The 23200-nt window shown below is 69.0% G+C and carries 27 protein-coding genes and 1 tRNA gene; 21 read left to right on the top strand and 7 right to left on the bottom strand.

Features of this window, described 5'->3' with window-relative positions:
• Window positions 1-27 precede the first annotated feature (27 nt).
• From ACW4E8_RS24135 to ACW4E8_RS24050, 18 genes are all read left to right on the top strand, one after another.
• On the top strand, window positions 28-615 hold the full coding sequence (locus ACW4E8_RS24135) for a phosphoheptose isomerase (protein ID WP_456806819.1): 588 nt from the start codon (window positions 28-30) through the stop codon (window positions 613-615).
• Between the two features lie 47 nt (window positions 616-662).
• Complete coding sequence (locus ACW4E8_RS24130; protein ID WP_456806818.1) at window positions 663-1523, top strand: BON domain-containing protein; 861 nt, start codon at window positions 663-665, stop codon at window positions 1521-1523.
• 169 nt (window positions 1524-1692) lie between these two features.
• Complete coding sequence (locus ACW4E8_RS24125; RefSeq protein WP_010812125.1) at window positions 1693-2043, top strand: c-type cytochrome; 351 nt, start codon at window positions 1693-1695, stop codon at window positions 2041-2043.
• A 15-nt stretch (window positions 2044-2058) separates the two neighbouring features.
• On the top strand, window positions 2059-3324 hold the full coding sequence (locus ACW4E8_RS24120) for an FCSD flavin-binding domain-containing protein (RefSeq protein WP_456806817.1): 1266 nt from the start codon (window positions 2059-2061) through the stop codon (window positions 3322-3324).
• A gap of 127 nt (window positions 3325-3451) precedes the next feature.
• The gene (locus ACW4E8_RS24115) at window positions 3452-4342 is read left to right on the top strand and encodes an EamA family transporter (RefSeq protein ID WP_456806816.1); all 891 of its coding nucleotides are present in this window, start codon (window positions 3452-3454) and stop codon (window positions 4340-4342) included.
• 47 nt (window positions 4343-4389) lie between these two features.
• Entirely contained in the window at window positions 4390-4809 is a 420-nt protein-coding gene (locus tag ACW4E8_RS24110) for an ArsR/SmtB family transcription factor (protein WP_456806815.1), read from the top strand.
• A 108-nt stretch (window positions 4810-4917) separates the two neighbouring features.
• Window positions 4918-6267: a sulfite dehydrogenase gene (gene soxC / locus ACW4E8_RS24105; protein WP_456806814.1), complete on the top strand. Its 1350-nt coding sequence runs from the start codon at window positions 4918-4920 to the stop codon at window positions 6265-6267.
• Window positions 6251-7288 carry a c-type cytochrome gene (locus ACW4E8_RS24100; RefSeq protein ID WP_456806813.1) on the top strand — a complete coding sequence of 346 codons (1038 nt, stop codon included), beginning with the start codon at window positions 6251-6253 and terminating at the stop codon, window positions 7286-7288. Before soxC ends, ACW4E8_RS24100 begins: the two co-directional genes overlap by 17 nt.
• Before the next feature lie 117 nt (window positions 7289-7405).
• Window positions 7406-7732, top strand: a complete 327-nt coding sequence (locus ACW4E8_RS24095; protein WP_456806812.1) for a c-type cytochrome — start codon at window positions 7406-7408, stop codon at window positions 7730-7732.
• A gap of 156 nt (window positions 7733-7888) precedes the next feature.
• Window positions 7889-8344, top strand: a complete 456-nt coding sequence (gene soxY, locus ACW4E8_RS24090; protein ID WP_010812118.1) for a thiosulfate oxidation carrier protein SoxY — start codon at window positions 7889-7891, stop codon at window positions 8342-8344.
• Between the two features lie 46 nt (window positions 8345-8390).
• The gene (gene soxZ, locus ACW4E8_RS24085) at window positions 8391-8702 is read left to right on the top strand and encodes a thiosulfate oxidation carrier complex protein SoxZ (RefSeq protein WP_018006135.1); all 312 of its coding nucleotides are present in this window, start codon (window positions 8391-8393) and stop codon (window positions 8700-8702) included.
• An 85-nt stretch (window positions 8703-8787) separates the two neighbouring features.
• Complete coding sequence (locus ACW4E8_RS24080) at window positions 8788-9240, top strand: DsrE family protein (RefSeq protein ID WP_456806811.1); 453 nt, start codon at window positions 8788-8790, stop codon at window positions 9238-9240.
• A 73-nt stretch (window positions 9241-9313) separates the two neighbouring features.
• On the top strand, window positions 9314-10141 hold the full coding sequence (gene soxA / locus ACW4E8_RS24075) for a sulfur oxidation c-type cytochrome SoxA (protein ID WP_456806810.1): 828 nt from the start codon (window positions 9314-9316) through the stop codon (window positions 10139-10141).
• A gap of 19 nt (window positions 10142-10160) precedes the next feature.
• Entirely contained in the window at window positions 10161-10823 is a 663-nt protein-coding gene (gene soxX / locus ACW4E8_RS24070) for a sulfur oxidation c-type cytochrome SoxX (protein ID WP_456806809.1), read from the top strand.
• Between the two features lie 5 nt (window positions 10824-10828).
• A complete protein-coding gene (locus tag ACW4E8_RS24065; protein ID WP_456806808.1) occupies window positions 10829-11320 on the top strand; it encodes a TlpA family protein disulfide reductase in 492 nt (163 codons plus the stop codon).
• Between the two features lie 222 nt (window positions 11321-11542).
• Window positions 11543-13264, top strand: a complete 1722-nt coding sequence (gene soxB / locus ACW4E8_RS24060; RefSeq protein WP_456806807.1) for a thiosulfohydrolase SoxB — start codon at window positions 11543-11545, stop codon at window positions 13262-13264.
• Between the two features lie 74 nt (window positions 13265-13338).
• A tRNA-Ala gene (locus ACW4E8_RS24055) sits at window positions 13339-13414 on the top strand.
• 255 nt (window positions 13415-13669) lie between these two features.
• Window positions 13670-14347, top strand: a complete 678-nt coding sequence (locus tag ACW4E8_RS24050) for an aspartate/glutamate racemase family protein (RefSeq protein WP_456806806.1) — start codon at window positions 13670-13672, stop codon at window positions 14345-14347.
• Window positions 14348-14426: 79 nt separating this feature from the next.
• On the opposite strand, the gene ACW4E8_RS24045 is transcribed toward ACW4E8_RS24050, so the two are convergent.
• Window positions 14427-14678 (bottom strand): hypothetical protein, encoded by a 252-nt coding sequence (locus ACW4E8_RS24045; protein WP_456806805.1) that lies wholly within the window; start codon window positions 14676-14678, stop codon window positions 14427-14429.
• 150 nt (window positions 14679-14828) lie between these two features.
• On the opposite strand from ACW4E8_RS24045, the gene ACW4E8_RS24040 reads away from it, so the two are divergent.
• Entirely contained in the window at window positions 14829-15797 is a 969-nt protein-coding gene (locus ACW4E8_RS24040) for a cation diffusion facilitator family transporter (protein ID WP_456806804.1), read from the top strand.
• A 416-nt stretch (window positions 15798-16213) separates the two neighbouring features.
• On the opposite strand, the gene ACW4E8_RS24035 is transcribed toward ACW4E8_RS24040, so the two are convergent.
• Window positions 16214-16831 (bottom strand): DNA-3-methyladenine glycosylase I, encoded by a 618-nt coding sequence (locus ACW4E8_RS24035; RefSeq protein ID WP_456806803.1) that lies wholly within the window; start codon window positions 16829-16831, stop codon window positions 16214-16216.
• Between the two features lie 105 nt (window positions 16832-16936).
• On the opposite strand from ACW4E8_RS24035, the gene ACW4E8_RS24030 reads away from it, so the two are divergent.
• The gene (locus ACW4E8_RS24030) at window positions 16937-17293 is read left to right on the top strand and encodes a DUF2314 domain-containing protein (RefSeq protein ID WP_340521787.1); all 357 of its coding nucleotides are present in this window, start codon (window positions 16937-16939) and stop codon (window positions 17291-17293) included.
• Window positions 17294-17390: 97 nt separating this feature from the next.
• On the opposite strand, the gene ACW4E8_RS24025 is transcribed toward ACW4E8_RS24030, so the two are convergent.
• Window positions 17391-18407 carry a hypothetical protein gene (locus ACW4E8_RS24025; RefSeq protein WP_456806802.1) on the bottom strand — a complete coding sequence of 339 codons (1017 nt, stop codon included), beginning with the start codon at window positions 18405-18407 and terminating at the stop codon, window positions 17391-17393.
• 152 nt (window positions 18408-18559) lie between these two features.
• Entirely contained in the window at window positions 18560-18943 is a 384-nt protein-coding gene (locus ACW4E8_RS24020) for a hypothetical protein (protein ID WP_456806801.1), read from the bottom strand.
• 233 nt (window positions 18944-19176) lie between these two features.
• Between ACW4E8_RS24020 and ACW4E8_RS24015 the strand changes: the two genes are divergently transcribed.
• Window positions 19177-20061, top strand: coding sequence for a DODA-type extradiol aromatic ring-opening family dioxygenase (locus tag ACW4E8_RS24015; protein WP_456806800.1), 885 nt, complete (start codon window positions 19177-19179; stop codon window positions 20059-20061).
• A gap of 4 nt (window positions 20062-20065) precedes the next feature.
• On the opposite strand, the gene ACW4E8_RS24010 is transcribed toward ACW4E8_RS24015, so the two are convergent.
• The 3 genes from ACW4E8_RS24010 to ACW4E8_RS24000 all read right to left on the bottom strand — a co-directional run bounded on the left by ACW4E8_RS24010 (window position 20066) and on the right by ACW4E8_RS24000 (window position 23194).
• The gene (locus ACW4E8_RS24010; protein WP_456806799.1) at window positions 20066-21289 is read right to left on the bottom strand and encodes an MFS transporter; all 1224 of its coding nucleotides are present in this window, start codon (window positions 21287-21289) and stop codon (window positions 20066-20068) included.
• 87 nt (window positions 21290-21376) lie between these two features.
• Window positions 21377-22666, bottom strand: a complete 1290-nt coding sequence (locus ACW4E8_RS24005; RefSeq protein ID WP_456806798.1) for an MFS transporter — start codon at window positions 22664-22666, stop codon at window positions 21377-21379.
• Window positions 22667-22774: 108 nt separating this feature from the next.
• Window positions 22775-23194 carry a VOC family protein gene (locus ACW4E8_RS24000; RefSeq protein WP_456806797.1) on the bottom strand — a complete coding sequence of 140 codons (420 nt, stop codon included), beginning with the start codon at window positions 23192-23194 and terminating at the stop codon, window positions 22775-22777.
• Window positions 23195-23200: the final 6 nt, after the last annotated feature.

Raw genomic sequence — 23200 nt, 5'->3', positions numbered from 1 at the left:
AATGGCAACAACAAGGCCCCCAGAGCCATGAGTATCGACAGTATCCAGCAACAGTTTCTAGACAGCGCCGAGACCAAGCAACAGGCCGCGGCGGTCATGGCCCCTTATATCAACGCCGCCGTGGAACGCATGGTCGGCGCGCTGACCAGCGGCAACAAGATCCTGGCCTGCGGCAACGGCGGCTCCGCAGCCGATGCGCAGCACTTTGCCGCCGAACTGGTCGGGCGCTTCGAGCGCGAGCGCCCGGGCCTGGCCGCGATCGCACTGACCACCGACAGCTCGATCCTGACCGCGATCGGCAACGACTATGACTTCAGCAAGGTGTTTTCCAAGCAGGTCGAGGCGCTGGGCCAGCCCGGCGACATCCTGCTGGCGCTTTCCACCTCGGGCAATTCGGCCAACGTGATCGCCGCCATCGAAGCCGCGCGCCAGCGCGAGATGGCCGTGATTGCGCTGACCGGCAAGGGCGGCGGCACCATCGCCGGCCTGCTCGATGAATTCGATATCCACCTGTGCGTGCCGAGCGAGCGCACCGCGCGCATCCAGGAAGTGCACCTGCTGACCCTGCATTGCCTGTGCGACGGCATCGACGAGGCACTGCTCGGGGAAGCCTGATCCTGCCCTTCCTCACATTCCCAACATCCAGCCACAGCAAGGACCGCATGACGAACCTGCCCACTACGCAAGCCCCCTGGAACGGCGCCGGCGCGCGCCATCCTTCCCGCACCGCCGGCCTTGGCCGCGCCAGCCTGGCCGCGGCGGCCGTGCTGGTCTGCGCCACCCAGCTCGCCGGCTGCTTCCCCGTGATCGCCGGCGCCATGGGGACCGGCGTGGCCATGGCCACCGACCGCCGCCCGGCCGCCACCCAGACCGTGGACCGCGGCCTGCAGCTCGAGGCCGAGAACACCATCAACTCGCGCTACAGCGGCCAGGCACGCGTCAACGTGACCGTGTTCAACCGCAAGGTGCTACTGACCGGCGAAGCCAGCAACGACAACGTCAAGCAGCAGATCGAACAGTACGTGCGCGGGCTGCCCAATGCGCGCGTGGTGATCAACGAGCTTGAGATCGTCAACTCGCCCGGCTTCATGACCCAGAGCCAGGACGCCTACCTGACCAGCAAGGTCAAGACGCTGATGATGACCGCCGAGGGCGTGCCGTCCAACTCGATCAAGCTCACCACCGAGAAGAGCGTGGTCTACCTGCTGGGCGTGGTGACCGCCGCCGAAGGCGACCGCGCCACCGACGTGGCGCGCAATGCCTCGGGCGTGACCAAGGTGGTCAAGGCCTTCGACTACGTCAACGACACCGAGCGCGCGCGCCTGGACGCGGCTTCCACCTCGCAGAACCCGTCGCTCGACGGCAATGTCGGCACGCCGGCGCCGGTGCAATCGGTGCCGGGCGTGGGCGGTCCGATCGATGCGCCGGCCGGTGCCGCCGCTGGCACCACGGCGACCACCAGCCCGGTCGCCGCACCGGTGACTTCGCCGGTGGCGTTGCCGCCGGGCCGCAGCCTGCCCTGAGCACGCGCCCAGTCCAGCTTCCGGGGCCGATCTCGACGGCGTCCGCTCATGCGGACGCCGTTTGTCCTTCTGCGGTTTTCACCGCACACCGTCCCCGCCCGATGTGCTACGGTTGCCACGCCGGCCGCCTCCAGCGGAACCCAGCGCCGGCCCCACACGGAGCGAGACCATGACAATCTTCCCCCGGCCCGCTGTGTTGCTGCGGCTGGCGCTGCTGGCCGCGGCGCTGTGCGGCGCCCAGCCGGCGCTGTCGGCAGACAGCGCCGCCCCTGCCACCGATGCCGCGCTGCGTGCGCGCAGCCAGGCCGCCGCCTGCACCAGCTGCCACGGCCCCGCCGGGCGTGCGCCGGCGGGCAGCACGATCCCGCCGCTGGCCGGCCGCCCGCAAGCGGAACTGGCCGCGCAGATGCAGGCCTTCAAGGCCGGCACGCGGCCGGCCACGGTGATGCACCAGATTGCCAAGGGCTACAGCGACGACCAGATCGCGGCCATCACGGCGTGGTTCGCCGCGGTGCGCTGACAGCAGGGGACTACCATGCAAAGACGAAGCTTCCTGGGCGCCGCGGGCGCCGCAGTACTGGGTTCGGTCGGGGTCAGGGCGGCACGCGCCGCGGCGCCGGCCAAGGTGGTGGTGGTGGGTGGCGGCTACGGCGGCGCCACCGCTGCCCGCTACCTGCGCGAGTGGAGCGGGCAGGCGATCGAGGTCACGCTGGTCGAACCCAATCCGGCCTTTATCTCCTGCCCGCTGTCGAACCTGGTGCTCGGCGGCAGCCGGCAGCTGGCGGACCTGACCTTGCCGTACGACGCGCTGGTGCGCCGCCACGGCGTGCGGCTGGTGCGCGATACCGCCGTGGCCATCGACCCGGCCAAACGGACCGTGCGCCTCGCGGGCGGCTCCACGCTGCCGTACGACCGCCTGCTGCTGTCGCCCGGCGTCGACATGATGAGCGATGCGCTGCCCGGGCTGAAGCAGCCCGGCGGGGACCAGATCCTGCACGCCTGGAAGGCCGGCCCGCAGACCGTGGCGCTGCGCCGCCAGCTGGAGGCCATGCCGGACGGCGGCACCTATGCCATCAGCGTCCCGCTGGCGCCGTACCGCTGCCCGCCGGGACCGTACGAGCGCGCCTGCCAGGTGGCGTACTACTTCAGGCAGCACAAGCCGCGCAGCAAGGTGCTGATCCTGGATGCCAACCCCGACATCACCTCCAAGGCCGGGCTGTTCCGCAAGGTGTGGGCGTCGCAGTACCCGGGCCTGGTGGAATACCGGCCGCAGTTCAATGCGGTGGATGTGGACCCCGCCACGCGCACGCTCAAGTTCGATGTGCAGGATGACGAGCGTGCCGATGTGCTCAACGTGCTGCCGCCCCAGCGCGCCGGCGCGATCGTGGTGTCGGCGGGGCTGGCCACGGCCAATGGCAAGTGGTGCGAGGTGGACTTCGTCACCTTCGAGTCGCGCGCCGCGGCCAATATCCACGTGATCGGCGATGCCATCCAGATCGCGCCGCTGATGCCCAAGTCGGGCCATATGGCCAACCAGCATGGCAAGGTCGCGGCCGCGGCCATGGTCGCGCTGCTGTCGGGCCGGGCACCCGACCCGCAGCCGCTCTACAACAACACCTGCTACAGCTTCACCTCCGACCGCGAGGCGGTGCACGTGGCCAGCGTGCACCGCTATGACGCGGCGCAGAAGACCATGCTCACGGTGCCAGGATCGGGCGGGCTGTCGGAGGCGCCGAACCAGCTCGAAGGCGACTACGCACTGGCGTGGGCAAAGGGCATCTGGGCGGAGATGCTGGGGTAGGGGCAGGGCGGCTCGCCCTGCCGCGCGGCAGAAGCGAGCCATGCCCCGAAGGCCGCGGGCTGCTACCCTATGGGTTTCGTCCGGCACCGCGCCGGGCCGCACCCCCAGCCCCAGGCCCAGCCCCCCCATGCAAGCCAGAGACCGTCTCCTCGCCCTCGCCATTGTCTGCGTCTGGGGCGTCAACTTCGTCGTCATCAAGGTTGGCCTGGCGGGCGTGCCGCCGATGCTGCTGGGTGCGCTGCGCTTTCTGCTGGTGGCGTTCCCGGCGATCTTCTTCGTGCCGCGCCCGCGCGTGCCGTGGCGGCCGCTGCTGGCCTACGGCGTCACCATCAGCCTGGGCCAGTTCGCCTTCCTGTTCTACGCCATGGCGGTCGGCATGCCGGCCGGCCTGGCCTCGCTGGTGCTGCAGTCGCAGGCCTTCTTCACGCTGGCGATTGCGGCGCTGTGGCTGGGCGAGCCGGTGCGCTGGCACAACATTGCGGGCATGGCGGTGGCGGCGGGCGGGCTGGCCTTGATCGGGGCCGGTGCCGGCAGCGCCGGCGGCATGAGCGTGGCGGGCTTTGTATTGACGCTGTGCGCGGCGTTCTGCTGGGCCAGCGGCAATATCGTCAGCAAGAAGATCGGCCCGGTCGACCTGCTGGGGCTGGTGATCTGGGGCGCGCTGATCCCGATCGTGCCGTTCGCGCTGCTGTCGCTGTGGGTCGAGGGCCCGGCGCGCATCGTGCAGAGCGTCACCCATGTGTCGGGCATGGCCGTGTTTGCCGTGGCTTACCTGGCCTTTGCGGCGACGGTGTTCGGCTACACCATGTGGGGCCGGCTGCTGACGCGCTACCCGGCCAGCCAGGTGGCGCCGCTGACGCTGCTGGTGCCGGTGGTGGGGCTGGTGTCGGCGCATGTGCTGCTGGGCGAGGACCTGTCCGGCGCGCAGTGGGCGGGCGCGGCAGTGGTGATGGCTGGGCTCCTGCTCAATGTGTTCGGCCAGCGCCTGTGGGCGGGCAGGGCGCTGGCGCGCCGCTGATCCTCCCGCCGCGCTTATGCTGTGCCGCATCAGTGGGTAAACACTATATGCGCATTCACGCATATACGAATATATTGGATGGCATGGAAGAGCTGGATCGCGTATTCGAAAAGGTATCGGGCTACTTCAGCCTGTTGGCGGAGCCGACGCGGCTGAAGATCCTGCACGCCTTGTGCGATGGCGAGAAGCCGGTCAGCACGGTGGTCGAGACGGTGGGTTCGTCGCAGACCAATGTGTCGCGGCATCTCAACGCGATGTACCGCTCGGGCGTGCTGTCGCGCCGCAAGGAGGCGAACCTCGTGTTCTACGCCATTGCGGACGAAAGCGTGATCGAGCTGTGCCGCACGGTCTGCGTGCAGGTGGCGAGCCGGCTGGAGGACAGCGCCTTGCCCTCCGGCGTGGTCGACCGCTTCATGGCACAGCCGGCGCCTGAGGCCCCGGCGCGCAGGCGGCGCACGGCAGGCTAGCTCCGCTCTTCCGGTAGAAGGATCGCTGCCGCACCCGCTGCAGCGGCCCGATAACAGGCACGCCGACCGGTCCAGGGGACCGTGGCGAGCGCGCCGGAGGAGACCGATTTGCAGGAACGGAACCGGCCCGGGCGCATCGTGCCCGCGCCCGAGCACTTCGTCAGCGCATCGCTGCAGCAGGACATCGGCCGGCACGGCCTGGACGCGCCGCGGCGCGACTTCCTGCGCAAGAGCTTCCTGGGCGCGGCCGCGGGGATTGCCGCCGCCACGGCGGGCCGCCAGGCGCTGGCGGCCGGCGGCGATCCCGCCATCCTGCAGGCGCAGCCCTGGGCCACGTCGCTGGGCCAGCCGGTCGCGGCACGGCCGTATGGCCAGCCGTCCGTGCATGAGCAGAACCTGGTGCGGCGCGAGTCGCCGGGCCTGACGCGTGTTTCCGCTGCTTCGGTTGCCTTCGCGCCGCTGCAGGGCTTCTTCGGCATCATCACGCCCAACGGCCTGCATTTCGAGCGTCACCACCAGGGCTGGCACGATATCGACCCGGCCCGCCACCGCCTGATGCTCAACGGCCTGGTGCGCACGCCGCGCGTCTACACCATGGACGACCTGATGCGCCTGCCGGCGGTGTCGCGCATGCATTTCATCGAATGCGGCGCCAATACCGGCATGGAATGGGGCAATGTGGCCGTGCCCACGGTCCAGTACACCCACGGCATGCTGTCGTGCTGCGAGTTCACCGGCGTGCCGCTGCGGGTGCTGCTGGACGATGCCGGCGCCGACCTGCGCCGCGGCCGCTACCTGCTGGCCGAAGGCGGCGATGGCTCGTCGATGACGCGCACCATCCCGATGGAACTGGCCGACGAGATCATCGTCGCCTGGGGCATGAACGGCGAGATGCTGCGCCCCGAGAACGGCTATCCGCTGCGGCTGGTGGTGCCGGGCGTGCAGGGGGTGTCGTGGGTCAAGTGGCTGCGCCGGCTGGAGCTGGGCGACCAGCCCTGGAACGCCAAGGACGAGACCATCCACTACGTGGACATGATGCCGGACGGCAAGCTGCGCCAGTACACCTCGATCCAGGAGTGCAAGTCGGTCATCACCACGCCTTCGGGCGGGCAGCAGCTGGTGGGCAAGGGCTTCTACAACATCAGCGGGCTGGCGTGGTCGGGGCGCGGGCGCATCAGGCGTGTCGATGTCTCGACCGACGGCGGGCGCAACTGGCGCACCGCGCGGCTGGAGGCGCCGGTGCTGTCCAAGTGCCTGACGCGCTTCAACCTGGACTGGGTCTGGGACGGCGGCCCCGCCATCCTGCAAAGCCGCGCGATCGACGACACCGGCTACGTGCAGCCGAAGCTGGGGCAGCTGCGCGCGGTGCGCGGCACGCGCTCGGTCTACCACAACAACGCCATCCAGAGCTGGCAGGTGGCGGCAGGCGGCGAGGTGTCCAATGTCCATGTGGGCTGAGCTCAGGACCGCCGCCGCCTTGGTGCTGGCAGCCGTCAGCGCCGCCCCGGCGTGGGCGGGCACGGCCGACGCACGTGCGGCACTTGGCCGCACCGCCACGCCCGCCGAAGTCGCCGCGTGGGACATCGACGTGCGCCCGGACTTCCAGGGCCTGCCCAGAGGCAGCGGCACGGTGGCGCAGGGGCAGAAGGTCTGGGACGGCAAGTGCGCGTCGTGCCACGGCGACTTTGGCGAATCCAACGAGGTGTTCTCGCCGCTGGTCGGCGGCACCACCGCCGAAGACATCAAGCGCGGCCGCGTGGCCGGCATGACCGGCAACCAGCCGTACCGCACCACGCTGATGAAGGTCAGCACCGTCAGCACGCTGTGGGACTACATCCATCGCGCCATGCCGTGGAACGCGCCCAAGAGCCTGAGCGTGAGCGACGTCTACGCGGTCACCGCCTATATGCTGCACCTGGGCGAGATCGTCCCGGCCGACTTCACGCTGTCTGACACCAATATCGCCGAGGTCCAGCGGCGCATGCCCAACCGCGACGGCATGACCACCGGCCACGGCCTGTGGCCGGGGCGCGGCCGACCGGACACGCGCAATACGGCCTGCATGAAGGACTGCACCGGCAAGGTGGTGATTGCCTCGTCGATACCGGACTACGCCCGCGATGCCCATGGCGAGCTGGCACAGCAGCAGCGGACCTTCGGCCCGGTGCGCGGCGTGGCCGCGGGCAATGCCGCATCGAAAAGTGCTGCATCAGCGCCTTCGGAGCCGGCCGCGCCAGGCGCGCGGCTCACCAGCCAGTACCAGTGCATGGCCTGCCACGCGATGGACCGCAAGCTGGTGGGGCCGTCTTTTGCCGACATCGCCGGCAAGTACAAGGGCCAGGACGCGCATGCCGCGCTGGCGCGCAAGGTCAAGGCGGGCGGGCAGGGCGCATGGGGCAGCGTGCCGATGCCGCCGCAGCCGCAGATCCCGGATTCGGACGTGCAGGCCATGGTGGGCTGGATTCTTGAGGCAAAATAGCGGACTGGCCGTCGCAGTGCCCCCAGGCGGCGGCCAGTGTGTGCCGCGAAGCCACTGCAGTACGGCCCAGCGGCCTTTGCCGTCCCCACGGCTTTACAGAGCTTGGAGAGCTTAACAATGAAGCAGTTTGTCATCGCAGCGCTGATGCTCGGCGCCGCCGCATCGGCCCACGCGGTCGATGCCGCCAAGGCACAGGATATCGCCAACAAGAACGCCTGCATGGGTTGCCACCAGGTCGACAAGAAGCTGGTCGGTCCTTCCTACAAGGAAGTGGCTACCAAGTACAAGGGCGACAAGAACGCCCTGGCGACCCTGACCAAGAAGGTCAAGAGCGGTGGCTCGGGCGTCTGGGGCCCGGTGCCGATGCCCGCCAACGCGGCGCTCAGCGACGCCGACCTGAAGACCGTGGTCGAGTGGGTGCTGGCTGGCGCCCCCGCCAAGTAAGCCTTACCGACCAGGCGGGCAGTCCGCCGATGCACCAGGCCGGGCGGTGAATGCCGCGCGGCCAGGACAGACCAGCGGCCGGCCATGTACCGGCCGCATGAAGATCCCCGAAGCGGTCATCGACCGACTGGAACGGAGTAGCCGGAGAGCAGAAAAATGAATTCCAAACGACGAGAAGTGCTGCGGGTCACCGCTGTCCTGTCGCTGATGGCCGCCACCGGCCTGATCAGCGAAGCGCAGGCGGCCGAGTGGAACAAGAACGCCTTTGACGGCAAGAGCGTTGCCGACGTGATCAAGGCGCTCGGCGGCAGCGGCACCGAGAAAAGCACCGCCATCACCTTCACCGCCCCCGATATCGCCGAGAACGGTGCCGTGGTGCCGGTGGCCGTGACCAGCACCATCCCGGATACCGAGCAGATCGCGATCCTGGTGGAAAAGAACCCCAACACGCTGGCCGCCGACTTCATCATCCCGGCCGGCACCGAGCCGTTCGTCTCCACGCGTGTGAAGATGGGCCAGACCTCGGTCGTGCATGCCGCGGTCAAGGCCGGCGGCAAGTGGTACGTGGCATCGAAGGAAATCAAGGTCACGCTGGGCGGCTGCGGCGGCTGACGCCGCGCCCCGGATCGAGATTCCCAAACTGCAACAGGAGAAACACATGGCAGACCCGATGCGCGTACGCGCCACCGAAAACGGCGGCGTGGTTGACGTCAAGATTCTGATGAAGCACGACATGGAAACCGGCCAGCGCAAGGACGCGTCCGGCAAGGTCGTGCCGGCCTGGCATATCCAGACCGTGACCGCCCAGTGCAAGGGCAAGGAAGTGTTCCGCGCCCAGTTCGGCCCGGCGGTGTCGAAGGACCCGTTCCTGAATTTCAAGTTCAAGGGCGGCGCCAAGGGCGACAAGGTCGCCGTGACCTGGATCGACAACAAGGGCGACAAGCGCACCGACGAAGCGACCATCGCCTGATAGCCGTTCCGCGGCCGGCGGGCCACGCCGTCGTCTGCTAAGGTTCGGGACGGATGCCGGGGCTGGCCCGGCGGGAAGGAACAACATGCGGCGAGCATTTATTCGAGCATCGGCGGCACTGGCCGCCATCGGCCTGAGCGCCAGGGCGGCAGCGCAGGCTGCTCCGGCTGCTGGCAAGGGCGGGCGCGTGAAAGTGGTGTACCAGCTGTCCGAAGGCATCGACCAGGCGGTGCGCGCGATGGGCAACCTGCGCAACCACCTGAACGGCGCGCCGGGCACCAGGATCGTGGTGGTGGCGTTCGGCTACGGCATCGATTTCCTGGTCGAAGGCGCCAAGGATGGGCGCGGCAACACCTTTGATGGCCCGGTGGGCGCGCTGGCCTCGGCTGGGGTGGAGTTCCGCGTGTGCCGCAACACGCTGACCGCACGCAAGATTGCAGAATCGAGCCTGTTGATGGAAGCCAAAGTGGTACCGGCCGGCGTGGTCGAGATTGCCCGCCTGCAGGCCGAAGAAGGCTACGCCTATATCAAGCCCTGAGCCGGGCGGCGCAGCTTCCGGCAACAAAAGAGAGAACGGCCCGCCACGGTGCGAGGCCGCGAGGAGAAGCCCCATGAACACCATCCGAAGCCTGGCCCGGCGCGCCGCGCTGGCCGCGGCGGCCACCGCTGCGGTGGCCTCCGCTGCCGCCGTGCATGCGCAGGGCAGCACCGCCGACGAAATCGCCAAGTACCGCCAGATGCTGGCCGAAGGCAATCCCGCCGAGTTGTGGGAAGCCGCCGGCGAAGAGCTGTGGAAGAAGCCGGCCGGCCCGAAGAACGCCTCGCTGGAACAGTGCGACCTGGGCAAGGGCCCGGGCGTGACCAAGGGCGCCTACGCCGAGCTGCCGCGCTACTTCAAGGACGCCAGCAAGGTGATGGACCTGGAGCAGCGGCTGGCTTACTGCCGCATGACGCTGCAGGGGCTGACCAGGGAAGAGGCAACGAAGATCCCGTTCTCGTCGTCGGGCAAGCCGTCCGAGATCGAGCGCCTGGTGGCCTACCTGACCGGCGAGTCGCGCGGCGTGAAGATGAACGTGCAGCTCAGCCATCCCGAAGAAAAGCGTACCTATGCGCTGGGCGAGAAGATGTTCTTCTACCGCGGCGGCGCCTATGACTTTGCCTGCGCCACCTGCCATGCAGTGGACGGCCAGCGCATCCGCCTGCAGGATCTGCCCAACCTGCTGACCGACAAGGGCGCGCAGGCGGCCTACACCACCTGGCCCGCCTACCGCGTCTCGCAGGGCGAGGTCCGCACCATGCAGCACCGCCTGTACGACTGCCTGCGCCAGCAGCGCTTTCCCGAACCCGCCTATGGCTCGGACGTGATCACCGCGCTGACCATGTTCCTGGCGAAGAACGCCAACGGCGGGACCTACGACGGCCCGGCGATGAAGCGCTGACCAGTACGGGAGAGACACCATGCAACGACAACACCAGGCACTGGCCATCGCGGCCCTGGCCACCCTGCTGGCAACCGGCGCCCACGCGCAGGACAGCACCAAGGCCCACGCGCCCAAGGGCAAGCCCGCCGCCGTCAGCGGCGCCGACATGAAGCACCTGATCGAGGATTCGTTCTCGTCCCGCGGCCCGGTCACGGTCGAGGGCGTGCTCAGCCAGGACGGCATGCAGCAGGCCTGCAGCCAGTACCCGGACCGCACCAAGGTGCCGGCAAAGCTTGCCAAGAAGATCGAAGCCGCCGAGCTCAAGCAGGTGAAATACCCCGCCGAAGACAAATGGCTGGGCGACTGGAAGGAAGGCGAAAAGGTCGCCCAGAACGGCCGCGGCATGCAGTTCACCGACCAGGTCGGCGGCACCAACGGCGGCAACTGCTACGCCTGCCACCAGATGACCAAGGCCGAGATCTCGTTCGGCAATATCGGCCCGTCGCTGTACCAGTACGGCAAGCTGCGCGGCAACTCGCAGGATGTCATCAAGTACACCTGGGGCAAGATCTGGGACTCCAGCGCCTACGCCGCCTGCTCCAACATGCCGCGCTTTGGCCACAAGGGCATCCTGACCGAGGCCCAGATCCGCGACGTAATGGCGCTGCTGCTCGACCCGGCCTCGCCGGTCAACCAGTAAGGCCGATGCGCGCGCCTGCCGTGCTGCTGCGCTGGCTGCTGGCCTTCGGCCTGGCCGGCGCTGCAGCCGGCGCGGCGGCGCTGGAGGTAGGCGACACCGTGCGCCTGCCCGAAGTGCGTACACTCGACGGTCGCACGCTCGGCGCCGCCGCGCTGGCCGGCAAGCCGCTGGTGGTTGAATACTGGGCCTCGTGGTGCCCGTTCTGCGCGATGCAGAACCCGCGCCTGCAGAAGCTCCATGAACGCACGCGCGGCACGCTGCAGGTGCTGACCATCAGCATCGACAAGGATCCGCGCGAGGCAGCCGACTACATGAAGAAGCGCGGCTACACTTTCCCGGCGACGATGGATTCGCCCGCGCTGCAGGCCGTGTTCGGCAAGCGCAAGGGGCTGCCGGAGCTGTACGTGATCGACGCGCGCGGCCGCGTGGTGCAGAAGGAAGTGGGCGAAATGCTTGAAGACGACGTGGCGGCGCTGGAGCGGTACGCGCGGCCATAGTGTCCTGTTCCGTAGATGGCTTGCCAAAATGAAATCGTCCAGTTGGCTGTCAGGCTAGGCGCGAGGAGGCGCCATAGCCGTAGCTATGGCAACGACGAGCAACGACGCATGGCGGCCAACTGGGCGATTTCATGGCAAGGGATCTGCGGAACAGGACACCTTAATGCGATGGCGGACGCCTGCGCCACGGGCCGACCGCCACCGCCAATTCCAGGAAGAGACATGAACCGACGCGAGTTCCTGCAGGTGCTGGCCATTGCCGGCGCCGGCGGCATGACGTTCCCCCATCAAGACGCGCACGCCGCGCAGGCCGCCGAGGCCATGTACGAGCTGCCGCGCTTTGGCAACGTCCACCTGCTGCATTTCACCGACTGCCATGCGCAGCTGCGGCCGGTGTACTTCCGCGAACCCAACGTCAACCTCGGCATCGGCGACTATGCCGGCAAGCCGCCGCACCTGGTCGGCGACGCGCTGCTGCGCCAGTACGGCATCCGCCCCGGCACGCCGCAGGCGCATGCGTTCACCTACCTGGACTTCAACGAGGCCGCGCGCCGCTATGGCAAGGTCGGCGGGTTTGCGCACCTGGCCACGCTGGTGAAACGGCTGAAGGCGGGCCGGCCGGGCGCCTTGCTGCTGGACGGCGGCGATACCTGGCAGGGCTCGGCCACCGCGCTGTGGACCAAGGGCCAGGACATGGTGGATGCCGCGCTGGCGCTGGGCGTGGACGTGATGACGCCGCACTGGGAGATGACCCTGGGTGCGGACCGCGTGAAGGAGATCGTCGACAAGGACTTCAAGGGCAAGGTCGCCTTCCTGGCGCAGAACATCAAGACCAACGATTTCGGCGATCCGGTGTTCGATCCGTACGTGATCCGCGAGATCAACGGCGTGCCGGTGGCCATCATCGGCCAGGCCTTCCCGTACACGCCGATCGCCAACCCGCGCTACTTCGTGCCGGACTGGACCTTCGGCATCCAGGAAGAGAACCTGCAGCAGGTCATCGACGCAGCGCGCGGCAAGGGCGCGCAGGCGGTGGTGCTGCTGTCGCACAACGGCATGGATGTGGACCTGAAGCTGGCCTCGCGCGTGCGCGGGCTCGACGCCATCCTGGGCGGCCATACCCATGACGGCATGCCCGCGCCGGTGCCGGTGAAGCATGCCGGCGGCACCACGCTGGTGACCAATGCCGGCTCCAACGGCAAGTTCCTCGGCGTGCTGGACTTTGACGTGAAGGGCGGCAAGGTCGCGGACTTTCGCTACCGGCTGCTGCCGGTGTTCGCCAACTACCTGCCGGCCGACCCTGCCATGGACGCGCTGATCAAGAAGGTTCGCGCGCCCTATGAGCAAAAACTGGGCGAAGTGCTGGCCGTCAACCGCGGCCTGCTATACCGCCGCGGCAATTTCAACGGCACCTTCGACCAGCTGATCCTGGACGGCCTGATGCAGGCCCAGGGCGCGCAGATCGCGTTCTCGCCGGGCTTCCGCTGGGGCACCACGCTGCTGCCGGGCGAGGCCATCACCATGGAACACCTGATGGACCAGACCGCCATCACCTACCCGTACACCACGGTGACGCAGATGAGCGGCGAGACCATCAAGACCATCCTGGAAGACGTGGCCGACAACCTGTTCAACCCCGACCCGTACTACCAGCAGGGCGGCGACATGGTGCGCGTGGGCGGGCTGCAGTACACCATCGATCCGACCGCTGGCATGGGCAAGCGCATCAGCGACATGCGCCTGGCCGGCAAGCCGCTGGAAGCCGGCAAGACCTACAAGGTGGCGGGCTGGGCGCCGGTGGCCGAAGAAGCGCGCCAGGCCGGCGGCGCGCCGATCTGGGACGTGATGGCACAGTGGCTGCGCAGCACCAAGGAAGTCAGCGCCCGCCCGCTGAACCTGCCGCGCGTGCGCGGCATGGACGGCAATCCGGGCATGGCCGCCTGATGTTGCGCAGCCCCCTCATGCGCCGCCCCGAGGATTGAAGGGCGCTGCCGTATTACGCTACAATCAACCGCCACGGGCCGATAGCTCAGCTGGGAGAGCGCTGCGTTCGCAATGCAGAGGTCGGGAGTTCGATCCTCCTTCGGTCCACCAGATATCACTCGCAAAAGCCCCGGAAAGCCAACGCTTTCCGGGGCTTTTGTGCTTCTGCTGCCTGCGCTGTCCGCCATCTCGCGCTGGCAGCCGCCATACGCTATCGTTGACCCCTCGGCACAGGCGTACGCGCCTTGTGCCGCCGCCAACCTACGCCCGCCGGGGCCTTGTTCGATCCCATGCAAGCCAACAGGAAATCGAGCCACCCGCTGGCGATGTACCTGCGCTGGCATTCCTGAATCTCAAGAGGCATCCATGAGCCACATCCTGCTGATCAACCCGAATACGTCGAGCGCCACCACGCAGATGATGGTCGAGATCGCGCGCGCCTGGTTCGCGCAGGCCATGGCCGCGCCGCCGGCCGTGGTCGGCGCGACGGTCACGCGCGGGGCGCCGATGATCATCGACGAAGACGACCTTGCCGTGGCCGCTGAGGCGATCTGCGATGCAGACATGCTGCGCCTGGCCGGCGGTGCCGACGGCGTGATCGTCGGCGCCTTCGGCGACCCCGGCATCGAGGCCCTGCGCGCGCACCTGTCGGTGCCGGTGGTAGGCATCGGCGAAGCCTCGATGCATGCGGCCGCGGCCGGGCGGCGGCGCTTCGGCATCGCCACCACCACGCCGCGGCTGGCGGCGTCGATCAGCGCCGGCGTGCGCCGGCAGGGGTTGGGCGAGCTCTTCACGGGCGCGCGCTTCACCGAAGGCGATCCGCGCGCGCTGGGCGGCACGCCGCAGCAGCAGGAAGACCTGCTGGCGGGCGCGGTCGATACCTGCATCCGCGCCGATGGGGCGCAAGCCGTGATCATCGGCGGCGGCCCGCTGGGGGAGGCCGCCCGGGCGCTGGGCCAGCGCTTTCCGATTCCCGTCATCGGCCCGGTGCCGGCCGCGTGCGAAGCCATGTCGCAGGCGCTGCGCTATTGCCCGGCGGCGTAGGCCGGCCCGTGGGGACAACAAGGAGCGCGAGCGATCTGCCCGGCCGTGTGGATCGCGCCAGCGTACAGGCGCGGGTAGGCTAGGCCACCCGGGTCGGCCGGCGGGCCTTCATCGCCGACGGCCGTACCTGTTGCAGCGCGCGCAGCGACTGCAGCGCGTCCTCGACCGCCTCGATGCCGTCGCGCAGGCGGCCGATGGCATAGCCAAGGCGGCTTTGTGCGTCGTCGTCGGGGGTGGAAAGGTTTTCTAGTGCGTCGACTTCCGCCTGCATCTGTCCGACCAGGTGGCGCAGCTGGGATGTGCTGTGCGAGGCAAGTGACCGAATCGCCATCGTTGGGCCCTCCTTGCAGTGACCGGGTGTGCCCGTTCCGTCTAACGGTAAAGGCGACACCAAAACTTCGCCAGCGCTGTTACGAAATCGGCACGGCAGCGCCGCTATGGCCCGATCCGCCCATCGCGGATGTTGGGCTATAGTCACCCGATGGAATCGCAATACAACCCTCTGCGGCCCGCCTCCGCCGGCCTTCCGGACGATGCCACCGCCGCCAGCGCGGCCGAGGCCGACGCGCGCCACCGGGCCGGCCGGCGCAGCACGCTGGTCAGCGTGGCCGTCAATATCGGCCTGACCGCCGTTCAGGCCGTGGCCGGTGTCATCTCTGGCTCGCAGGCGCTGATCGCCGACGCCGCGCATTCCCTCTCAGACCTGCTGTCCGACTTCGTGGTGCTGCTGGCCGGCTGGCAGAGCCGCAAGGACCCGGACGCCGACCACCAGTACGGCCACCTGCGCTTCGAGACCGCGGCGTCGCTGGCAGTCGGCGGGCTGCTGCTGGCGGTGGGGGCGGGCATGCTGTGGGCGGCGGTGGACAAATTGCAGCATCCGGCCAGCCTGCAGCCGGTGCAGCCGGTGGCCTTGTGGGTGGCGCTGGCCGCGCTGGTGTCCAAGGAGCTGCTGTTCCGCTACATGCTGGCGGTGGCGCGGCGCGTGCGCTCGGGCATGCTGGTGGCCAATGCGTGGCATGCGCGCTCGGATGCGGCTTCGTCGCTGGTGGTGGCGCTGGGCATTGGCGGCAACCTGCTGGGCTACCACATGCTGGATCCGGTGGCGGCCATCGTGGTGGGGCTGATGGTGGCACGCATGGGCCTGCGTTTCGGCTGGGATGCGCTCGACGACCTGATGGACCGCGCGGCCGACGAGGAGACCGTCGCGGCGATCCGCGCGACCATGCTGGGCACGCCCGGCGTGCTGGGCCTGCACGACCTGCGCACCCGCAAGATGGGCGACCAGGTGCTGGTGGACGTGCACCTGGAGATCGATGCCACGCTGACGGTGGCGCAGGGACATGCAATCGCAGTCGAAGCCCGGCGCCGCACCCTGGAGCACCATCACGTGCTCAACGTGATGACGCACGTCGACCCCGTATACATGAGCAGCCAGGCCAGCGCTGCCTGAGCCCGGCCTGTGGACATCTTCGCCGGTTGCTGGGGATAACCGGCCGGACAAGCTGTGCCCGGCCTGGGGGCGCCTTGTGGGACGTATACGGATAACTCCGGTGCCCGCATCGCCGACGTATACGTGACTGCCAGGCTATCCCGGCGAATCAGGGTTATCCCGGAGTGGTTATCTTTGCTGCAAGTCCCTGAGCCGAAAGGGAAAAGGTGACTTATCCACGGCCCGAAGCCTGGTTTACCTACTACTACTATGTTTACATATGTAAACAATATTAAAGACATAGGCAGGACCGTTGCGCTGTTCGCAGTGGCCTGACGTTTACGCGGGCATCGCCGGGCGCCGGGCGTATACCGTCGCCCCCAGCCGGCGCACGCGGCCGTATACCTGGCGCGTGCCGGGTATACGGCCGCGCAACGCTAGCGCGGCACCTTGAAGGCCTTGCGCGCAGCCAGCACCTCGGCACGGGTCGTGCAGCCTTCCTGGTGGTCATTGACCAGGCCCATTGCCTGCATCAGCGCGTACATGGTGGTGGGACCGACAAAGCGCCAGCCGCGCTTCTTCAGGTCCTTTGACAGCGCCGTGGATTCCGGCGAGGTCGCCATGGTGCGCAGCACCTCGGGTGTCATCACCTTGGGCCGGCTGGCCGGATCGGGCTCAAAGCGCCAGAAGTAGGCGGCCAGCGACGATTCCGTCTCCAGCAGTTCGCGGGCCCGCTGCGCATTGTTGATGGCTGCCTCGATCTTGCCGCGGTGGCGCACGATGCCGGCGTCGCCCAGCAGGCGCGCGATATCGCGCTCGCTGAAGCGTGCCACCTTTTCGATGTCGAAATTGGCAAACGCCTTGCGGAAGGCCTCGCGCTTGCGCAGGATGGTCAGCCAGCTCAGGCCGGACTGGAAGCCTTCCAGGCACAGCTTCTCGAACAGCCGGCGGTCGTCGGCGACCGGGAAGCCCCACTCGGTGTCGTGGTAGTGGCAATAGTCCGCCAGCGTGCCGCACCAGCCGCAGCGCACCGCTGCTTCCTTCTTGCTTGTCATGGGTACCTGTTCCCTGTTGAAAGTCCCGGACGCCGGCCAGGCTCTCGCCGACCGGCGCATTTGCTGCGATCATGCCCGCACCTGAGAGATTGCGGAAGGCTGAAAATGGACATGCGATTGACAACCCTGGACGAAGACGGATGGGAGCTCGACGACGCCGAGCCCATCGCCGCCGCCCATCCCGACACCTTCTGGATGCCGCCGCGCGAGGAGCGTGATGCACTCGCACCCGGCCAGCTGGTCAAGCTGATCTTCCGCATCCTGGTCGCCGACGAGGCGGGCAGCGAAGAGGTCCACGTCGAACGGATGTGGGTGATCGTCACCGGGCGTGAGGGCAGCCTTTACACCGGCGAGCTCGACAACCAGCCGTATTGCACCGAGGAGATGAACCCGGGGATGCCGCTGTGCTTCGAGGCGCGGCATGTGATCAATATCCACCGGGATGAGGGCGAGGCGAGCTAGGTTGGGTTGTCCGCGGGCAACGAAGAAGGGTTCTATCAGCGGCGCAAAGCCGCCGAAGATGTTCACGGCGAAGTTGTAGGCCAGCGACAGGCCAGGCTCAGAAGCTGGCCGCCAGCCCCAGCGAGACGCCCGACACGTTGTTGCCGAACACATAGCGCACCACCGCCCGGATCCGCGTGACAAAGACCTCGTGCGCGCTGGTGTCCAGCTCCAGCCCGGTGCCGAGCGTGGTCAGGTAATTGAAGCCGAGGATGCCGGCCTGGCTGCCAAGGTAGTGTGAATGTGACAGCTCCAGCACGTACCGCACCGGCCGGTCGAACGCATGCATCCCGGTTGGCGCACGCCAGCGCGCCCACAGGTTGGCGGTCTGCGCCGTGGCCGTGCCCGTCACCGAGCTGGTCGTGCCGCCGAAGCTCTGCAGGTGGATATTGGTGTAGCGCAGTTCCACGTCGATCTCGTAGTTCTCGCGGTAGTGCTCCCAGTCCAGCATCACCGAGCCGCCCAGCCCGTAGGCGTTCAGGCTGCCGCCGTCGAGGAAGTTGATCTGGCGGTCGGTGACCTGCTCGACCACGAACTTGCCGACCGACAGGTCGCTGGAGACATTGCCCAGCGAGGCGTTGAAGATCGGCCGGAACACCAGTTCCTTGTTGGCCGTCAGCGGAAAGTCCCAGCCGACGCCGATGGTGCCGGAAAAGGTGTTCCAGCGGGTCGGGATGGCGCGGGAGTCGGCGCCATTGGTGGCAACGAAGGTGGGATCGTAGCGGCTGTAGGCGATGGCGCCTTCCAGGTAGAGCGGGAACGATTTGCTGATGGTGAAGCCGCCACCCAGCTGCGACATGACAATGCCGGGATCGTCGGTGCTGGCGTTATTGATCGACAGCGAGCTGGAGGTCAGGTCCGGCACCACCGAGTACGCCATCAGCGACAGCACCGCGTTGGCGTGCCGCTGCACATTGGCCCCGGCCAGGCGCAGTCCGGGCGCGCCCTGGGCATGTGACGCGCCGGCGGCCAGCATCAATGCCATGCCCATGGCGGCCCGTGCAGCCCGCCAACGGGGCTGCACGGGCCGGCCTGGCGCGGGGGGGATCCGGCTCTGGCGCTGGCGTGCGGACATGGACAATCTCTGTGCAGTCGGTGCCGGTGCGCGCTGCAGTGCGGCATGCGGCAGTCTCCCGCGCATTCTAGCGACGCAGGATAGTGTGGGAGCGTCGCGCGAAATCTTTCAGATCGGACTGTTGCCGCTTTATATCGGCGCGGCGGCGCCGGTCAGCCGGCCGGGTGGCGTCGGGTTGACGGCCTGGAGGGCGAGGCGGGCGGGGAAGGCGGCGTAGCCGGCATGGCCGGATAGGTGGGCGCCGGCCGGCGGCGCGTGAGCCACAGCAGCAGGGCGCTGGCGCCCCAGCCGGTCACGAACACGGTGTCGCCGGCATGGTTCAGCCAGGTTGCCGCCGCGGGCGTGCCGGCCAGGAATGCCAGCAAGCCGGCCGGCAGGCGCGCCAGGATCCACAGGGCGACGGCGGGTACGCTGCCGTAGACGCCCGGTTGCCACCAGTGGGCCAGGAAGGGAGGGTGCCGCCCGGGGCGGCGCGGGATGCGCGGTACCACCGAAGTCTCCGGCCACGCATGGCGCGCGGGGCGTGCCGGTGGCATCAAGGCGTTGCAGGAGCCCCGCCGGATGACACCGCCGGCGGGCTCACGGTTGCATCATAGGCTGATCGCCCCTGGCTGCGCTGCCGGTGCCCGAGGCGCTGTGTGCGCCACGCCACGCTGCGCCCGGCCATTCAACTTTTTTGCACGACGTGTCCGCAAATGGCGCCCGTGCCCGGCGCGGATCTTTGCCAAACTGGATGCAGGTACACAAACAGTTTGAAGGTGGTCCTGCCATGCTTCCCTCGCTTTATATTTCCCACGGTTCCCCGATGCTCGCCATCGATCCCGGCCCCACCGGCGCCGCCTTCGATGCACTGGGCGGGCAGTTGCGTGCCCAGCACCCGCGCGCGGTGCTGGTGATCTCGGCGCACTGGATCTACAGCACGCTGGCTGTCACCAGCCGCGAGCGCCAGGAAGCGTGGCACGACTTCGGCGGCTTCCCGCGCGAGCTGTACGCATTGCGCTACGACGCCCCGGGCTCGCCGGCGCTGGCCGAGCGGGTCAAGGCCCTGGTCGAGGCGGCAGCGGTCCCTGGCGCCGGGTTTGTCGGCCAGGACGACGAGCGCCCGCTGGACCACGGCGCCTGGATGCCGATGCGCCATTTCTTTCCGGATGCCGACGTGCCGGTGGTGCAGCTGGCGCTGAACCCCTACCTGTCGCCCGCCACGCAGATCGAGATCGGCCGCGCGCTGGCCCCGCTGCGCGATGAGGGCGTGCTGGTGCTGGCGTCCGGCAGCTTCACGCACAACCTGCAGGAAGTGTTTGGCGGCGGCCGGCGCGACCAGCATGGGCCGCAGGCCGAACCGTATGTGGAAGCCTTCCGCGGCTGGATGGCGGATGCCCTGGACGAGGCCCTGGCCACCGGCGATACCGGCCGCATTGCCGACTACCGCGCCCAGGCGCCGTATGCGCGCCGCGCGCACCCGACCGACGAGCACCTGCTGCCGTTCTTTGTGGCGCTGGGCGCGGCGTTGGGGCCGCAGGCTGCCAGTGGCGCAGGAGCGGCGCCGGCCAGCGTGTCGCGGGTTGCCGATGAAGTGACCTATGGCGTGCTCGCCATGGACAGCTTCGTGTTCGAGGGCCTGGGCGCCGGCGCGCCGCTGCGCGCGGCCGCCTGACGCCTTACCGCTCGGCCGGGGCCTGCGCCGCCGGCGTGCCGGCGCGCGCCGGCAGGTAGCGCCGTGCCGCGCGCGCGCCCGCCAGCGCGATCCAGCCCATGGTCAGCGCCACCAGCGCCAGCCCGATGCGCAGGTTGGCCAGGTGCGCCACCCCGCCGATCAGCACCGGCCCCAGCAGCAGCCCCAGGTAGGCAAAGCGCGCCACGCGCGAAATCGCTTCGGCCGGCGCCACGCCCGGCAGCCGCGACGCGGCAACGAAGAAGATCGGCACCATATTGGCCGCGCCCAGCCCCATCAGCGTAAAGCCCGCCAGCGCGGCCAGCGGCAGCGGCACCAGCAGCGCCAGCGCGATGCCGCCAAAGCCCAGCCAGGCACTGCCAGTCAGCGTGGCGCCGTCGCCCAGGCGCGCGCGCAGGCGGTCGCCGCCGAAGCGTCCGCACGCCATCCCGCCCGAGAACGCGGCGTAGCCCAGGCTGATCCAGCCATCGGGCGCCTGCGCCACGTCGCGCATATAGACGCTGGTCCAGTCGTACATCGCGCCTTCGCCGACCAGGCCCAGGAACGCCAGCAGGCCCAGCAGCCACAGCGCGCGCACCGCATGGTCGCGATGGTGGGCCGCCGATGGCAGCACCGGATGGTCCGCCAGCAGCCCGGGCAGCGCACCCAGCGCCACCGCCGCGGTCACGCCCGCCATCATCGCCGCATGCGCCAGCGGCGCCACGCCCAGCGACAGCATCAGGCCGCCCGCGCCGGCACCCGCCATGCCGCCCAGGCTGAACATGCCGTGCAGCGCCGACATCACGGGCCGCGTGCGGCTGGCCTCGACCGTGGCGGCCTGCGCGTTCATGGCGACATCGAAGGCCGCATTGGCCATGCCGAACGCCACCAGCGCGGGCAGCAGCAGCCAGAACGACGGCATCGCCAGGATCGCCACCGTGGCCAGCGCGAACAGCAGCCCGCCCGTCATCGACGCCCGTGCGCTGCCCGCGCGCGCCACCCAGCGCCCGACCGGGCCCATCGCCAGGATGGCACCGCCGGCCACGGCCAGCATCGCCAGCGACAGCATCGCGTCGGACAGGCCGAAGCGTGCCTTGATGGTGGGAATATGCACGCCCCACGTGGCAAAGGTGGCGCCGTTGACGAAGAACAGCGCCATGGTGCCGCGCGTGGCGCGCGACACCGCAGCCGGCAAGGGCGCGGAGGCGGTCGGGGAATGCGGATCAGGCATGGGAGGGTGCGGCAGGCGGGGCAGTGGTGCCCCTGCAAAGGCCGTCATTGTCCCGCATCGGCGTGAGGCGGGTATGACAGCGCCGCACTACCGGCTGGCGGCATCCACGCGCAGCAGCCCGCGCCGGTGCAGCGCGTAGCCGAAGGCCAGCAGCGCGCCCAGCGCCAGCGCCACCATCACCCACAGCATCAGCCAGTAGCCGCCGGCGGCACGCCAGAGCAGCGCGCCTAGCCACGGCGCGGCGGCCTGCATTAGCAGCACCGGCGTCATCATCAGCCCGTTGAGCGTGGCGTAGTGATGGCGCGAGATCAGCTCCGGCATGGCCATCGCCCGCAGCATGGTGTTGACGCCGTTGGCGCAGCCGTACAGCACCGCGGCCACCATCAGCCAGGCGCCGTGCCCCAGCGCAAAGCACAGCAGCCCGGCGCCCATCAGCGCATAGACCGGCAGCGACAGCCGCACCGGGTGGCGCACGCCGGCGCGCATCATCAGCATGCGGCCCACCACCTGGGCCGGGCCGATCAGCGCGGCCACCACCAGTTGCTGCGCCACCGGCATGCCCTTCTCGGTCAGCATCGGGATCAGGTGCGCGCCCAGCAGCGAGGCCACCACCGCGGTCGCGGTAAAGGCCAGCACCACCGACCAGAACACCGGCTGGCGCAGCGTGGCGCGGGCAATGTCGCGGCTGCCGGCCTGGCCGTCGGCGGGGGTCATGCCGGTGTAAGTGGGATGCAGCGCGTAGCGCATGCGCGCGTGCAGGGGCGCGCAGACCAGCAGGTTCAGCGCGGCAAAGCCGATCAGCGTCGGGCGCCAGCCCAGATGGATCACCAGCCATTGCGCCAGCGGCACGAAGATCGTGCTGGCAAAGCCGGCCATCAGCGTGACCACCACGATGGGCTTCTGGTACTGGTCGCCATAAGCCTGGCGCAGCACCACGAAGGCGGGCTCGTACAGCGTGGTCGCCATGGCCAGCCCGATCGGCACCCACATCAGCAGGAACACCGGCTGCGACGGCGTCCATGCCCACAGTAGCAGGCCCAGCCCGGCCAGCACCGAGCCCGCGCCCATCACCTTGCGCGCCGGCGCGCGGTCCAGCAGCCGCCCCACCGCGAACGAGCACAGCGCCCATACCAGCAGGCCCAGCGAATAGCCGCCCGCCAGGAAGGGCTTGGACCAGCCCAGGCTGCGGATCATGGGGTCGATGAAAACGGTGAAGGCGAAGAACAGCGTGCCCCAGGAGATGGTCTCGGTCAGGCCGAGGATCCAGACCAGCCGGCGCGGCGGCGTGGCGGGGTGCGCGGGTCCGGTGCGTGCCGGGCTGGCGTCTGGGTCGGTGCAGGCGGCGTCCGCGTCGGAGCAGGCTTCTGTTGTTGTCATGGCGGGCCCGGCGCGGGTGGTCGCCATGGGTGGCGGCGCGTGGGGCCAGACGGAAATTGTAGCGATCCCGCGCGCACTCTGCGCGCGGGGCCCCGTGGGGCACGCGCGTTACTGTGCGGTCACCGGCGCGGGCGGTCCCTTGAGCTCGACCACGTTGCCGTCCGGATCGCTCACATAGAGCGAGGGCCCCTTGCCTTCGGCGCCGAAGCGCTGCGCCACCTCGCCGGCGTCCACGCCATGCCGTGCCAGTTGCGCCCGCACCGCGTCGGCATCGAACGGGTCGATGCGCAGGCAGAAATGGTCCAGGTTGCGGCCCTCCGCACCCGGCCCCGCGCCGCCGGCGCGGCCGAGCGGGCCGTCGAGCGCGACCAGGTCGATCAGCCCGCTGCCCGCGCGCAGTTGCGTCAGGCCCAGGTCGGTTTGCTCGCGCTCCACGCTGCAGCCGAGCACCTCGACATAGAAGCGCCGCAGCGCGTCCACGTCGGCGCTGCGCAGTACCAGGTGGTCGATGCCCAGGATGCGGAACATGGCGGC

This window comes from Cupriavidus sp. CP313 (assembly GCF_054072015.1).
This window is presented reverse-complemented; position numbering and strand designations above follow the sequence as displayed.

Bases quoted from the DNA above. Each gene is read 5' to 3' on its own strand.
- ACW4E8_RS24135 (WP_456806819.1), top strand. From the start codon at position 28: ATGAGTATCGACAGTATCCAGCAACAGTTTCTAGACAGCGCCGAGACC.
- ACW4E8_RS24130 (WP_456806818.1), top strand. From the start codon at position 663: ATGACGAACCTGCCCACTACGCAAGCCCCCTGGAACGGCGCCGGCGCG.
- ACW4E8_RS24125 (WP_010812125.1), top strand. From the start codon at position 1,693: ATGACAATCTTCCCCCGGCCCGCTGTGTTGCTGCGGCTGGCGCTGCTG.
- ACW4E8_RS24120 (WP_456806817.1), top strand. From the start codon at position 2,059: ATGCAAAGACGAAGCTTCCTGGGCGCCGCGGGCGCCGCAGTACTGGGT.
- ACW4E8_RS24115 (WP_456806816.1), top strand. From the start codon at position 3,452: ATGCAAGCCAGAGACCGTCTCCTCGCCCTCGCCATTGTCTGCGTCTGG.
- ACW4E8_RS24110 (WP_456806815.1), top strand. From the start codon at position 4,390: ATGCGCATTCACGCATATACGAATATATTGGATGGCATGGAAGAGCTG.
- ACW4E8_RS24100 (WP_456806813.1), top strand. From the start codon at position 6,251: ATGTCCATGTGGGCTGAGCTCAGGACCGCCGCCGCCTTGGTGCTGGCA.
- ACW4E8_RS24095 (WP_456806812.1), top strand. From the start codon at position 7,406: ATGAAGCAGTTTGTCATCGCAGCGCTGATGCTCGGCGCCGCCGCATCG.
- soxY (WP_010812118.1), top strand. From the start codon at position 7,889: ATGAATTCCAAACGACGAGAAGTGCTGCGGGTCACCGCTGTCCTGTCG.
- soxZ (WP_018006135.1), top strand. From the start codon at position 8,391: ATGGCAGACCCGATGCGCGTACGCGCCACCGAAAACGGCGGCGTGGTT.
- ACW4E8_RS24080 (WP_456806811.1), top strand. From the start codon at position 8,788: ATGCGGCGAGCATTTATTCGAGCATCGGCGGCACTGGCCGCCATCGGC.
- soxA (WP_456806810.1), top strand. From the start codon at position 9,314: ATGAACACCATCCGAAGCCTGGCCCGGCGCGCCGCGCTGGCCGCGGCG.
- soxX (WP_456806809.1), top strand. From the start codon at position 10,161: ATGCAACGACAACACCAGGCACTGGCCATCGCGGCCCTGGCCACCCTG.
- ACW4E8_RS24065 (WP_456806808.1), top strand. From the start codon at position 10,829: ATGCGCGCGCCTGCCGTGCTGCTGCGCTGGCTGCTGGCCTTCGGCCTG.
- soxB (WP_456806807.1), top strand. From the start codon at position 11,543: ATGAACCGACGCGAGTTCCTGCAGGTGCTGGCCATTGCCGGCGCCGGC.
- ACW4E8_RS24050 (WP_456806806.1), top strand. From the start codon at position 13,670: ATGAGCCACATCCTGCTGATCAACCCGAATACGTCGAGCGCCACCACG.
- ACW4E8_RS24045 (WP_456806805.1), bottom strand. From the start codon at position 14,678: ATGGCGATTCGGTCACTTGCCTCGCACAGCACATCCCAGCTGCGCCAC.
- ACW4E8_RS24040 (WP_456806804.1), top strand. From the start codon at position 14,829: ATGGAATCGCAATACAACCCTCTGCGGCCCGCCTCCGCCGGCCTTCCG.
- ACW4E8_RS24035 (WP_456806803.1), bottom strand. From the start codon at position 16,831: ATGACAAGCAAGAAGGAAGCAGCGGTGCGCTGCGGCTGGTGCGGCACG.
- ACW4E8_RS24030 (WP_340521787.1), top strand. From the start codon at position 16,937: ATGGACATGCGATTGACAACCCTGGACGAAGACGGATGGGAGCTCGAC.
- ACW4E8_RS24025 (WP_456806802.1), bottom strand. From the start codon at position 18,407: ATGTCCGCACGCCAGCGCCAGAGCCGGATCCCCCCCGCGCCAGGCCGG.
- ACW4E8_RS24020 (WP_456806801.1), bottom strand. From the start codon at position 18,943: ATGCCACCGGCACGCCCCGCGCGCCATGCGTGGCCGGAGACTTCGGTG.
- ACW4E8_RS24015 (WP_456806800.1), top strand. From the start codon at position 19,177: ATGCTTCCCTCGCTTTATATTTCCCACGGTTCCCCGATGCTCGCCATC.
- ACW4E8_RS24010 (WP_456806799.1), bottom strand. From the start codon at position 21,289: ATGCCTGATCCGCATTCCCCGACCGCCTCCGCGCCCTTGCCGGCTGCG.
- ACW4E8_RS24005 (WP_456806798.1), bottom strand. From the start codon at position 22,666: ATGACAACAACAGAAGCCTGCTCCGACGCGGACGCCGCCTGCACCGAC.
- ACW4E8_RS24000 (WP_456806797.1), bottom strand. From the start codon at position 23,194: ATGTTCCGCATCCTGGGCATCGACCACCTGGTACTGCGCAGCGCCGAC.